Annotated in this window: 12 protein-coding genes and 2 tRNA genes; 11 read left to right on the top strand and 3 right to left on the bottom strand. The window is 50.3% G+C overall.

Translation table 11 applies throughout. The features are described from left to right. Positions 1–278: 278 nt before the first annotated feature. On the bottom strand, positions 279–968 hold the full coding sequence (locus Q8O92_14010) for a hypothetical protein (GenBank protein ID MDP2984428.1): 690 nt from the start codon (positions 966–968) through the stop codon (positions 279–281). 275 nt (positions 969–1,243) lie between these two features. Between Q8O92_14010 and Q8O92_14005 the strand changes: the two genes are divergently transcribed. The 6 genes from Q8O92_14005 (at position 1,244) to Q8O92_13980 (ending at position 8,794) form a co-directional block, all read left to right on the top strand. After that, positions 1,244–2,365 carry a glycosyltransferase family 4 protein gene (locus Q8O92_14005; protein ID MDP2984427.1) on the top strand — a complete coding sequence of 374 codons (1,122 nt, stop codon included), beginning with the start codon at positions 1,244–1,246 and terminating at the stop codon, positions 2,363–2,365. A 229-nt stretch (positions 2,366–2,594) separates the two neighbouring features. Then, a complete protein-coding gene (locus tag Q8O92_14000; protein ID MDP2984426.1) occupies positions 2,595–3,167 on the top strand; it encodes a flavodoxin family protein in 573 nt (190 codons plus the stop codon). A gap of 223 nt (positions 3,168–3,390) precedes the next feature. Continuing rightward, positions 3,391–4,140, top strand: a complete 750-nt coding sequence (locus tag Q8O92_13995; GenBank protein ID MDP2984425.1) for a hypothetical protein — start codon at positions 3,391–3,393, stop codon at positions 4,138–4,140. 92 nt (positions 4,141–4,232) lie between these two features. Next, positions 4,233–5,720 (top strand): DNA methyltransferase, encoded by a 1,488-nt coding sequence (locus tag Q8O92_13990; GenBank protein MDP2984424.1) that lies wholly within the window; start codon positions 4,233–4,235, stop codon positions 5,718–5,720. Between the two features lie 145 nt (positions 5,721–5,865). Next, a complete protein-coding gene (locus Q8O92_13985; protein ID MDP2984423.1) occupies positions 5,866–7,239 on the top strand; it encodes a hypothetical protein in 1,374 nt (457 codons plus the stop codon). A 175-nt stretch (positions 7,240–7,414) separates the two neighbouring features. Further along, complete coding sequence (locus Q8O92_13980) at positions 7,415–8,794, top strand: hypothetical protein (GenBank protein ID MDP2984422.1); 1,380 nt, start codon at positions 7,415–7,417, stop codon at positions 8,792–8,794. Between the two features lie 62 nt (positions 8,795–8,856). On the opposite strand, the gene Q8O92_13975 is transcribed toward Q8O92_13980, so the two are convergent. Further along, positions 8,857–9,918, bottom strand: a complete 1,062-nt coding sequence (locus Q8O92_13975) for a serine hydrolase (protein MDP2984421.1) — start codon at positions 9,916–9,918, stop codon at positions 8,857–8,859. Next, positions 9,885–10,127, bottom strand: coding sequence for a hypothetical protein (locus Q8O92_13970; protein ID MDP2984420.1), 243 nt, complete (start codon positions 10,125–10,127; stop codon positions 9,885–9,887). Before Q8O92_13970 ends, Q8O92_13975 begins: the two co-directional genes overlap by 34 nt. A 265-nt stretch (positions 10,128–10,392) precedes the next feature. Between Q8O92_13970 and Q8O92_13965 the strand changes: the two genes are divergently transcribed. The 5 genes from Q8O92_13965 to Q8O92_13945 all read left to right on the top strand — a co-directional run bounded on the left by Q8O92_13965 (position 10,393) and on the right by Q8O92_13945 (position 13,001). After that, a tRNA-Ile gene (locus Q8O92_13965) sits at positions 10,393–10,468 on the top strand. 39 nt (positions 10,469–10,507) lie between these two features. After that, positions 10,508–10,584, top strand: a tRNA-Val gene (locus Q8O92_13960). A gap of 162 nt (positions 10,585–10,746) precedes the next feature. After that, positions 10,747–11,886, top strand: a complete 1,140-nt coding sequence (locus tag Q8O92_13955; protein ID MDP2984419.1) for a Nif3-like dinuclear metal center hexameric protein — start codon at positions 10,747–10,749, stop codon at positions 11,884–11,886. Beyond that, entirely contained in the window at positions 11,883–12,605 is a 723-nt protein-coding gene (locus Q8O92_13950; GenBank protein ID MDP2984418.1) for a C4-type zinc ribbon domain-containing protein, read from the top strand. Before Q8O92_13955 ends, Q8O92_13950 begins: the two co-directional genes overlap by 4 nt. Continuing rightward, complete coding sequence (locus tag Q8O92_13945) at positions 12,606–13,001, top strand: ribonuclease HI family protein (protein MDP2984417.1); 396 nt, start codon at positions 12,606–12,608, stop codon at positions 12,999–13,001. Positions 13,002–13,044: the final 43 nt, after the last annotated feature.

The raw sequence follows: 13,044 nt of genomic DNA, 5'->3' as shown, positions 1-13,044 counted from the left end.
GGATCATTGAAGGCGCGAGCAGATGTGAACCATAGTTGAGCATTCTCAATCAACTTTAAATGATGCCCCTCAGAATCAAAATAGCGATACTTGTATAGAATTTCTGGTGTATCATCTGGCTGAGGTTTTGAAACATCTGTTTTGAAACTGTTCATGAAGAGCCAAGTCTTTCAACTAGGATGGATAACGACCAAGTTCACCTGCTATGGAGCGCAGCGGAAAAGCGGTCAGGTGGAGCGCATTGTTATGCCTTTTATTTCTTATATATTTTTCACATGTCATTCAGGCACAAAAGTACCAATTATGCCTAAAATCCAAACGATGACACCAACCACTATCAATGCAATCTCCTTCCCAGAGAATTTTGATCTCATTTCATGGTCAGGCTGTTCTTTTGCCCAAAAACGATTGAGAGTTTTTTGCACTACTACAAGTATCCATACTGCTAATAGATCGATAAAAAGGCTGAGAACAGTAATGGCTAAAACCTCTCCGGGGTCAGTCAATTTCCATTGATAGAGTGAAAGCCTTAAAGATATACCACTCAAGAATATAAAACCAAAAGTGATCCACCCAGGAGAAGAAAAAGTCTCGCAACCTGCTTGCTTGGCAGAATCTCGAATATCTCTGAATTGTTCGTATATGATGAAAATATGGTATATCGGGATACACAATCCAACTGTTCTCCAGCCTGGGCTAATTTCCAATCGTTTTTGAATTTTTAAATGCTTCCAGTTTCGATAAAACCAATAAATCTCATAGATTGTAAAGCTGATTATTGATAAAAGAACGAGCCGCCATGGGGCTTGGGCATTTGAGTGTCGCTCTATTCTTCCCAAAGTTTTTTGTGGCCCAATTGGCTGTTTATCTAACCATTCTCCACAGTGCTTACATTTCACCGCATCGGATAAAATCTCCTCTGCGCAAAATGGGCATTTTCTTGTAGCTAAACTATTCTCTTCACTCATACCTTCCCCTTCCATGCCCAGTACGGAAACCTAACAAGTTATTCTGTAGTTTTCTTCATAACATCCAATTTATCAATTATTTCTATCGAATCGCATAGAAAATAACTTTGGTTTTAAATCCAATATATCTGTATCAAAATACCATAATTCATCTCACTGTCAAGTGTTTTATCCTTCCCGGATAGTATTTTCTCCTTTTTTTTTCAACCTCATGCCCGTATACTATTTTATTTAGTATTTGAATTTTTCTTTTCAGTCTTTGCGCGAGATCATTCATGAAGATATTATTAGTCAACTGGATGGATATGGCGAATCCCCAGGCGGGCGGCGCCGAGGTGCATATTACCGAGATATTTTCACGGTTTGTGGAGCGCGGAGACGAGGTGACGCTTGTGGTGTCTGGTTTTCCCGGGGGAAGCCGGACCGACGAATACAAGGGCATGCGGATAATCCGCACCGGCGCCCGTGAAACATACAATTTCGCCGCGCCCGGACTCCTCATGAAGCTTGACCGGGCGGAAAATTTCGACCTGGTGGTGGACGACATCAACAAGGTCCCGCTTTTCACCCCCCTCTATCTTAAAAAACCCATCCTTGCAGTCATTCCCCATCTTTTCGGCAGGGCGGTATACAAGGAGACAAATTCTGTTATCGCCTCCTATGTTTACATGATGGAGTTTCCCATTCCCCGTGTATACAGGAACGCAATGTTCGAGGTCATTTCCGAAAGCACAGGCCGCGACATCGCACGGCGCGGGATCAGGCCGGAATGCATAAGGGTCGTTCACTGCGGCATGGATCACTCTACCTACAATTTTGATCCTGCGGTGACCAAATTCGGCCAGCCGACAATCCTGTATGTCGGAAGGATCAAACGCTACAAGAGCGTGGATGTGATCATACGGTCTTTGCCTGAGGTGGCTGCAAAGATACCGTCCGCACGGCTGGTTATTGTGGGTTCGGGAGACAACATCGATGAGCTGAAACAGCTTGCCAAAAGCCTGGGTGTGGCGGAAAGGGTGCTGTTTACCGGCTTTGTATCCACCGAGGAAAAGGTGGATTGGATGCGCCGCAGCCATGTGATAGTGAATCCTTCGCCGCGCGAGGGCTGGGGCCTTACCAATATAGAGGCCAATGCCTGCGGCACTGTGGCGGCGGCTTCCGATGTGGATGGCCTGCGGGATTCGGTAAAAAACGGCGAGACCGGGCTTCTCTTCCCCTATGGCGATCATACGGCGCTTGCAGATAGACTCGTTCAAATTCTCAGCAACGACTCTCTGCGGAGTATGCTCACCCAAAATGCCCTTGCCTGGGCCGGGAGTTTCACATGGGAAAAAGCCGCACAGGAAACGATGGAAGTAGTGGACAGGATGATGAAATATGAGATAAATCTTTGACATGATTTACAAGATTTACAAGATTAAATTTTTCTTTTTTTTTTCTAATCCTGTCAATCCTGTTAATCCTGTCAAAAGTATTTTTTCTTTGCGAACTTGGAGAGAGAAATATTTGACATGATTTACAAGATTTACAAGATTAAATTATTTTTTATTCTAATCCTGTTAATCATGTCTAAATATTTTTTATTTGCGAACTTTGCGAGAGAAATTTTTTTAAGGAGATTTTATGAAAATAATCGCCATATCCGGTAGTCCGCGGGCCGGCGGCAATACGGAGACTCTCCTCAAGGTGGCGCTGGATGTGATCAGTGAGCGGGGAATTGAAACCGAATTCATTTCACTCGCCGGAAAATCCATTCTCCCCTGTACCGCCTGCATGGCCTGCAGCAACGAAGAGCGCTGCATTCTCAAAGATGATTTCGATCCCATTTACAAGAATATGGTTGATGCTGACGGTTTTATTGTTGGCTCTCCGGTGTATTTTGGATCCGCCACTCCGGAGCTGATGGCTCTCCTGGATCGGGCGGGATTTGTTTCGCGGCATCACGGCCACCGTTTCAGCCGGAAGGTGGGCGGTGCGGTGGCGGTGGCCAGAAGGATCGGGCAGAATTTCACCTTTGCCCAGCTCCTCATGTGGTTCATGATCAACGGAATGATCGTGCCGGGGAGCAGTTACTGGAATATTGCATTCGGGCGTGAAAAGGGTGAGGTTTTGAAAGATGAAGAGGGCATCCGCACCATTCGCACTTTTGCGGATAATATCGCCTGGCTCTTGAAAAAAATTCATCTTCCCGGCTGAGGCTGAGGATGTTGTGCGGTTCCTTCACCTGAACGTCGCCATAGTGACCGTTCTGCTTATTATAGTCATACGAAGGATACGCTAAAAAGTCTTTGACCCTGTACTGAAACTCCCTATTTTATTTGTCGGGACTTTTTCTTACGATAACAATGCTCGCAGCTCCACTCGGCATACCTTTGATTATTTTCGGCCTTTTGCTCATGCTCGGTAAAGGGGTAGAGAGATGTTGATACAGGAACCCAAGGTTCATGCCGGAAATGGTAAACCGGTATTGCTAAGAACCGCTATTCCGTTTATCTTTTTTATCCCTGTGATTCTCATTTTTTTTGGATGTTCCTCGCTGCAATCGACTGGAACCGCAGATATGGAGAAATATATAACGCTCAGCCGGACAATCCGCGCCCAGATTATTTCATGGGAAAAAGCGGTATCTACGACGTTCGATGACCCAGGCGATCTGGAGCAGTACCGGATCGTCGAAGGAAAATGGATAATCCATAACGGCAAACTCTGGGCGGTGGAAGGAGACCGTAACCGCGCCATTCTCCTGGCCCCATGCCGTTATGACCCCGTTCGTATCGAGTTCGAGGCGACGAACTGGGCCTCGAATGACCTGATCGGGGATATTACGGTTCTCCTCAATTCCACTCCCGATAAAAATTTTTTCAGCAGCGGATATGCCCTTACCACCGGCTCCTACTGGAACCACTGCACCACCTTTTACAAACGGGGGCAGGCCCTGGCGAATACCAATTACACTCCGCTTAAATCCGGAAAAACCAACCGTATCGCGCTGGAGTTCAATCGGGGACATATCACCTATTGGATGAACGGCGAAATTCTTCTGGAAGCCTGGGATGATACACCGCTTGCCATGGATTCGTCCGCCTGGATCGGAATACGTACCTGGGCGACCAGAATGTGCATCGATAATGTGGTGGTGTTCAAGGGAATAATTGTGGAAAAGAAGTGAAATTCACCCCCTTACTCTATTGAGATGCCGAAACAAGTTCGGCATGACACGTGTCATCCTGAACTCGTTTCAGGATCTAAAGGCTGGTGGCAATGGGAAACACGCTCTATTACGGCGACAACCTGGACGTTCTGCGGCAGCACATCGACTCCGAATCCGTTGACCTCGTGTACCTTGACCCGCCCTTCAAAAGCAATCAGAATTACAACATTCTTTTCAAAGAACAGGACGGGAGCCGGGCCGCGTCACAGATACTCGCCTTTGAAGATACCTGGACATGGAATCGGGAGGATGAATCCGTCTTTACCGACCTGGTGACCGCCGACGGTCGTGTTGCCGATGTCATGCAGGCATTCCGCACTTTCCTCGGTCCCTGCGACATGCTCGCTTATCTCGTCATGATGGCGCCGCGCCTGATAGAATTGCGGCGTGTTCTGAAGCCGACCGGGAGCATTTATCTCCATTGCGACCCGACAGCGAGTCATTACTTGAAACTGCTCATGGATGCTGTGCTTGGATCAGACAACTTTCTTAACGAAATCATCTGGAGCTATAAAAGATATACTGCAAAAAGCAACCGATTTCAACGCCTTCATGACGTGATATTGTTTTATGGAAAGAATAACCAGGGAATTTTCAATGAGCCCCGAGAGGAATATGGAGCAAAGTCTGGAAAAGCTGATTCACATTATAAATTGGGTGACGACGGGCAATGGTATCGCTGGCAAAAACGAAAAGGGCAAGAACCATATAAGGTCTTTTTGTCTGAAGGACGCAGAATAGGTGATGTGTGGGAAATGCCGCATATAAATGCTTCAGCCAAGGAGCGTCTCGGCTACCCGACGCAAAAACCAGAAGCTCTCCTCGAACGTATAATCAAGGCATCCTCGAATGAGGGCAACGTTATTCTTGACCCCTTCTGCGGGTGTGGAACCACTATTGCCGCCGCGCAGAAGCTTAACCGCAATTGGATTGGCATTGACATCACACACCTTGCCATAACGCTGATAAAGTCCCGGTTGATGGATACCTTTAGCGGCACGGTTCGCTATAATGTTTTAGGCGAGCCGGTTTCAATTCCTGATGCTGCGGAGTTGGCCGCTTCTGACCCGTATCAATTTCAGTGGTGGGCGCTTGGACTCGTGGGAGCGCGTCCGGTCGAGCAGAAAAAAGGCGCAGACAAAGGCATAGATGGCAAAATTATTTTCCAGGGCGAAGAAACCGGGAAGTTTGAAACGGTCATCCTCTCGGTTAAGGCCGGGCATACGAACGTTGCTCATGTCCGGGATTTGCGCGGCGTTGTGGAACGTGAAAATGCCGCGATGGGCGTTCTGATTTCAATGGACGATCGCTCCGGCCCTATGAAGACCGAAGCGGTCACTGCCGGATTCTATGAGTCAGCGTCCTGGGGACGGAAATACCCGAAGATTCAACTTTTCACCATCGCCGAACTTCTTGCCGGGAAACAAATAGACATGCCGCCGATCCGCCAGGTTGGGATGACATTCAAAAAAGCGCCGAAGGCATCCTCTCCGAAAGTGGAGAATATGAAACTGGAGTTTCCGGAGGATGGTCAATGATTGTATTTATTCAACGCCCCCTTCCGGCGCTTAGCGCCACCTTCCCCCGTTCCGGGGGCAGCAATTTTACTTAGGCACTTAGGCACTTTGTCACTTAGGCGCTTTGTCACTTTGGCACTTAGGCACTTATTTCAAAGGAGAATCCATGAAACGCCGTGACCTGTTTCGCCTCGTTCCGTTTACCCTTCCCGCTTTCTGCACCCTGTCCCGCTCATCCTCCGCCCAGGAGCGGCCGTTCAACCCGGAGCGTTCGGTTCACCCGCTGGCATTGATGTATACACAAAGAGTACGGGAAATGCTGCTGCGGGTGCGCGATACCCAGTCGGACAAAATACTGGAAGCCGCCTATGCCATCGCACGCACAGTGGAGAAGGGAAACCGCTGCTGGTGCTGCTGGGATCTCGGCCATACCAACAGTTCCGATATTTTCCCGGACCGTAACGGTGAACCGGAGCTGGTCACCGCCGGTTACGACGCCAAACAGGTCAGGGACGGCGACCTGGTGCTGGCCAATTTCCCCTGGCCTGCCGGGTACCTGGATGATCTTGCTAAAAAGGATCTTTTTGTAGTGGGCGGTCCCTGTCCCTGGGGCGGCGATATACCCGACGCCGCCAAGTATATCACTCCGGATATCCAGAGACTGAAAATCCGTCCCTATGCCGATATCTGGATCGAAACCAATGTCGATTTCCTGGGGGCGCAGGTGAAAGTTCCCGGGTCCCCGGCGCCGCTCGGCCCTGAGTCCGGGCCGCTTAATGGCGCCATTTTCTGGATGATGATTGCGGATGCCTGCCGGGTTCTCGCCCGTGACGGCAAACCGGTGAAAGTAAAAGGCGACGAGCCGAAACTGTCCGAGAAGGTCCCCCGGTCGAGCCTTACCGAGCCGCTCATGGATGATTACTTCGATACCGTCATGATGCAGCTTGAAATGATCGCCATGGAGATGGGAGATATCCGTAAAATGGCCGGAATGGCGGTCGACACCCTCCTCTCCGGCGGGAATGTCTATTTTTACAGCCGCTATCCCGAATCCATGGCCAACGAAGCCAGCGGACGCCGTGGGGGATTTGCTTTTGCCCGGGGCCTCACAGATGGCCGTGTCCGGGGAACCGCCAAAGACTGCGTCATCATGGGCACTTACAAACCGGATGATGAAGCTGACCTCAAGAACCTGGACGCAATGAAAAACCTGGGTATGAAAGTGGCCTCCATCGGACCCATTACCCGCGACACAAAAATCCCCGCAGGGAAAATCGTCGCCCGCGGAGCAAACGTACATGTAGGGAGGATGACGGACACGTACGGTCTTTTCGCACTGCCCGGTTTCGAGCAGAAGGTCTGCCCCACCTCCGGAATACTGGTGACAGCCATTCTTTGGACTGTAAGCGCTGAGATTGTCCAGCAGATTATTTCCCGCACCGGAGGCAACGTTCCCGGAATCAACTTCAACGGCGCCCTCACGTGGGCAAATTCCTATAACGCCCAGGCCGGTGTCATGAGCCAGTCAAGGGGGTATTGAAAACGTTAGCTTAAAAGACTTGTAAAAAACCCTGTTTAATTGATAGATGCCGAAACGGCTTCATCGTTCCCGCGAAGCGGCAACAAGTTCGGCATGACGTCATCCTGAACTCGTTTCAGGATTTAAGTGATAATAAAAACCAACTTTTTCACAAGCCTTTTGAAAGGAGAAAACCATGAGACGACGTGATACCTTCCGGCTCATCCCGCTTGCTGCGCTCAGCATGGGCGGAATGGCCCTGCGGTCTTACGCGCAGGAAAACAGGCCGCTCCCGGCGCCGGGAGGAATGGGCGAGCCTTTTTCCATGCGATATCTGAAGCGGGTGAGAGAGAAACTCACCTGGATCCGCGAAAACCAGTCGCAAAACATTCTTGAAGCCGCCTACGCTATCGCCCGCACGGTGGAAAAAGGAAACCGCTGCTGGTGTTACTGGGACCAGGGCCATACGAACGAATCCGATATCTTCCCCGACCGTAACGGAGTGCCGGAAATCCTGACCCCCGGATACGATCCGAAGACATCTCAGAAGGGCGATCTTCTTTTGGCCAATTTCCCGTTTGCATACGAGTATTTCGCGGATATCGCCCAAAAGGATATTTTCGTGATCGGCGGCCCCTGCCCCTGGGGCGGCGACGCCAGGGGTTATGAAAAAGTCACCCCGGAGCTGCAGCGGCTGAAAGTTCGCCCATACGCCAAGATTTGGATAGAGGATACTTCCGACACCATCGGCGCTGCGGTCAAGATTCCCGGCTCTCCGGCCTATGCCGGCCCGGAATCCGGCCCGGTGAGCGGCTCGGTGATGTGGATGATGCTCGCCGATGCCTGCAGGGCGCTCGCTATCGACGGGAAACCTGTCAAAGTAAAAGGCGACGAGCCGAAACTAACCGATAAAACCCCCTGGGTGAGCCTGGCCGAACCGCTTCTGGACGATTACTTCAACACCATTATGATGCAGTATGAGATGATCGGCATGGAGATGGGAAACATCCGGAAGATGGCGGGAATGGTGGTGGACAGCCTTCTTGCGGGCGGCAAGGTATACTTTTACAGCCGTTATCATCAGGCAATGAACGACGAGGCGAACGGGCGGCGCGGCGGGTTTGCTTTCGCCAACGGCCTCTCCGATGGGAACACTCCCAAGGGGAGTTCAAAAGACTGTGTGATTATGGGGACTTACAAACCCGATGACGAAGCCGACCTTAAAAATCTTGACCTCTTCAAAAAACTCGGAATGCGCGCAGCTTCCATAGGCCCGGTCACCAGGGATGTCAAAATTCCCCAGGGCCGCGCCGTGTTTAAGGAAACCGAGGTCCATGTCGGGCGGATGACCGACACCTACGGCCTTTTTGCCATTCCCGGTTTCGAGCAGAAGGTCTGCCCCACTTCGGGAATGGTGAACTGCGCTATTCTCTGGACCATGAGCATGGAGGTCATCGAACAGGTCATGCAGCGCACCGGCGGGAATATTCCCGCAATCAACATGAACGGGGCGCTCAAGGGAGGTATGGATTACTATTACCGCATGCAGGCTATCGCCGGGGAGCGCGGTTACTGAGTCCGGATAGATGCCGAAACAAGTTCGGCATGACACGTGTCATCCTGAACTCGTTTCAGGATCTAATCGATCTGTGACCTGCGGTTAAAATAATCATAGGCGTCTTTGGCGATCTGAGCCATTGCGCTTTCGGCCACGCGTATGGACTTTTTTCCGCCTTTTACAAACACCACCACTACGATATGACCGGCATTGTTGGGAAGTTCAACGATCCCCACATCGCTGAGCCCTCCCCTGATAGTTCCGGTCTTGTGGTAGACTTTGGTGTCGGGCGGCAGGAGACCCTTGATGCGTTTATCGCCATGCGCATTGCCCATGATGCCCAGGATCAGTTCGGAGCTCTGGCTGCTCAGTATATCACTGCACCAGATTTTTTCCAATAGCCTTGCCATCCCCTCCGGGGAGGAAGTGTCCCGAGAATCGTTAATGTAGCTCCGGCGGGCTCTCAGGCGTTCTTCCGCTGTAACCTTTGTAGCCATCCTGTTATACAGCTCGAGGGAAAATGGTTCGGTTTCATTGAAACAGGTTATTCCCAGGCAGTGGCTGAGAACCAGGTAAATCGGGCGATCTACCGACATGCCCTCGATGCCTATGGCGTTCATCCGCCGATCGATTGCGGGTGGGCCGCCAACAATCCGGATGATTATATCGGTTGCGCTGTTATCGCTGACTGTCAGCATCTGATCCAGGAGATAGAGAATGGACAGGGAGCGTCCCGGCATAATACGGTTCTTGATTTGACCGGAACCGGGATGAAGATCGCTTTCACGGATGGTGACCATGCTGTCGAGATGGACAATACCCTGGTCTACCATGGTCATGAGCTGCACCGCGACCGGAAGTTTGACCGCGCTGGCCATGGGAAAACGCTCGTTCCTATTCAAATAAAGCTCACGGCCGGTTTCGAGGTGAATAATTCCTGCCCCAACTATCCCGTCGGTTACCGCAGCATCACGGATGATTTCGTCATAGAGCTGTTTTATCCCGGCGTCTGAAATGGCGGTTTTCTGTATCTTTGAGGGCTTTTCTGAAAAGGCCACCTGCGAGGGGAGCGCTATTGTTCCCGCGAAAAAACAGAGACAATAGGCGATTACCGCTTTCCTAAAAAGCATCCGTGATAACAAAGGTATATATCTTCCTTTCTGCTTGAGTAATCTCGATACGTATGATAATATATGAAATAAAAAACAAATGGCAAGGATTTGCTGGCCATCCCCCATTTTTTATTCGGCGATAAACATGCCATATCACTTATCTTCTCTTTAAACAAAATCCCCCCGCCGCGTAAAGCGGCGACCCCCTTATTAAGGGGGTAAAAGCGGCCTGCCAACATGATTCCCCCCTTAATAAGGGGGGATGTCCGACAGGGGGGATTCGTCCTTCAAGTAGACTTGAACACAAGAATATTTTCATAAATATATTCTCGTGGAACGATAAGCATCATAAAGAGTAAAAATTGATTCAAATATCTGGGGGATGGCCAGGCAAGGATTTGAAACAATTTTTTCAATAGTTTAAAAAAAGCGCTCCAGTTGGAGAGCCAGTTTTCTTTCTTGCCTTTCAGTCAAGAGCTTTGTATATTAAGCCCTTACGAAAAGGGGCCCATAGCTCAGTGGTCAGAGCCACCGGCTCATAACCGGTTGGTCCAAGGTTCAAATCCTTGTGGGCCCACCAGTTTTGGCGCTAGTATACCGATACGAACGAGAATAGAAAGGGCGATTAGCTCAGCAGGTTAGAGCGCGGCGCTCACATCGCCGAGGCCACTGGTTCGAGTCCAGTATCGCCCACCAGTCAGTGCGAACGGAGGTGTGCATGATTTTTATCTTCGGCCAGCGAAACGATATTTCGATGGAACAGATAAAACCGGCATACACTCTCTTGAAAATTGTGACTCATAGGGTGCATCAGACATGATGCACCTTTTTTTATAGCTGTGAACACGGAGTATTATCATGATTAAGGTTGGCGAAGTGGTCGAGGCTATGGAAAAATGGGTCCCTCAATCACTCGCCGAAACCTGGGACAACTCCGGTCTCTTAACAGGAGATACTGAAGACAGCACCCCGGCAGTTCTAATCGCCCTGGATGTTACCGAGGATATAATCCGTACCGCTCAAAACATCCGGGCTTCGATGATTGTCTCCCATCACCCGCCGATATTCAAACCTCTCTCAAGCCTTTCCGGCCAGACGTTGTCCTGCCGGGTCGTACGTGAAGCCATACGGGGAAATATCGCTCTCTACGCCTCGCATACAGCGCTTGACCAGGTACGGAACGGTGTCAGCCATGCCCTGGCGGAAAAACTGGGGCTTCTCTCCGTTTCCTTTCTGTCTGCGTGTAAATCCGGGATGGTGAAATTTGTAACCTTCGCCCCGCCGGAGTATACCGACCGTATCCGTGAGGCCGCCGGGGCCGCCGGAGCAGGGATCATCGGCGAATACCGTCTCTGTTCGTTCACCGCGCAAGGAACGGGAACCTATACCCCCTCATCTTCCGCCAAACCGTTCGCGGGAATGTCAGGCGAGCTTTCCCGTGCTGTCGAGGACCGGATCGAGATGATTGTCCCCTCCGCCGATGCAGTTCGCGTGCTCGAGGCTGTCCGGAAAGTGCACCCTTACGAGGAAATGGCATACGATCTCATTCCGCTTAAGAACGCTGATGTTACCCACGGATACGGCGCTGTCGGGGACCTTCCGGAACCGATGGACAGCGAACGGTTTGCCGTCCATGTGGCGCATTCCCTCGGGGTGAAAACCCTGACTATTTCGCCCGGAATGAAAGAGATTATCGAACGGGTGGCGGTTTTGGGCGGCAGCGGAGGAAACTATATCGGCCAGGCAGTCGATGCGGGCGCCGATGCATTTGTAACCGGCGATCTCGGACACCATGATTTTCTCGATAATTCCGGTCTCATCATGCTCATCGATGCATCGCACCGCGCCACAGAAATCCCGGTGTTAAAGAAGATTGGGGATTATCTCGCCGGTGAGTTGAAGGAAAAAGCTAAAGTAGTCATAGATTCGGGAAAAACAGTACAATTCACCAAGGTATGGAAACATCCTGATATAACGTGCACTGGAGGAAAAGCATGAAAGAAGATCTTATGAGGCTCCTGGGCGCCCAGGAAATTGATCTTGATATTGACAATCTTTTAAAATCGAAAAAGGATTATCCTGCGCAAATAGAATTCCTGGAAAAAGAAGTCGCCGATCTTAAGCAGTCATTGGACGATCTGGATAAGCTCATAGCGGAAACAAAGAAAAATCGCCATGAAATTGAACTGGAGCTGCAAGCTGAGCGCGACGTCCTGTCCAAAAAGGATAAACGTCTTCTGGAAACCAAGACCAACAAGGAATATAACGCCGTTCAGAATGAAATAGTAATGGCCCGCGACCGTATCGACGCCCTGGAAACGGAAGACATCGAGATCATGAGCAAACTGGATGAATTGGAGCCGAAACGGGAAGATACAAAACAAAAACTTGAGGCGCTGACCACTGAAAACACCGTAAGGATCAGGGAATTCCGGAAGTGTTTTAATTCCATCGAAACGGATATCGAGCACCTGGAAAAGAAACGTAATTCCATCCTCACCCCGGTGAACAAGCGGCATTTGGCCACCTATAACCGGCTCCGGAAAGGAAGGGGAGGATTGGCGATTGCTACAGTGAACAAAGCGAAACTCTCCTGCCGGGGATGTTTCAAGCATCTCCCGCCCCAGAAAGTGCTCGAAGTGCGCCGGTGCGCCGTCATGCTCTTTTGCGAAAACTGCGGACGCATCCTCGTGTGGGATGAGCGTGAAGGGGATTGAATGGATTTGACCGCTCACACAGACGGCGCTTCACGCGGCAATCCCGGGCCTGCGGCTTTTGGGTATACGATTGAAAAAGACGGAGTGGTAATAGAAGAATATTCGGAATACATCGGGAAAGCCACCAACAACATTGCGGAATACAAAGCTTTTATTGCTGCGGCGAAAAAGATGAAGGTTCTCGGAGGCACGAGAATAACCATTTTTTCCGATTCGGAGCTGGCGGTACGGCAGATTAACGGGCAGTACCGTGTAAAAAACGCCGGGCTGCAGCCTCTCCACACGGAAATCATGGACCTGGCCTGCCAGTTCCAGTCGTTTAAAGTGATCCATGTCCGCCGTGAGATGAATTCCCAATCCGACAAGCTGGCAAATATAGCGCTGGATGAACATTAAAAAAAAGATAAATAAACCTACTTATTTATTATATTACAATGAA

Source organism: Candidatus Latescibacter sp. (assembly GCA_030692375.1).
Classification (GTDB): Bacteria; Latescibacterota; Latescibacteria; order Latescibacterales; family Latescibacteraceae; genus JAUYCD01.
The sequence above is the reverse complement of the archived record's forward strand: the minus strand, read 5'-3'. Positions and strand labels throughout refer to the sequence as shown.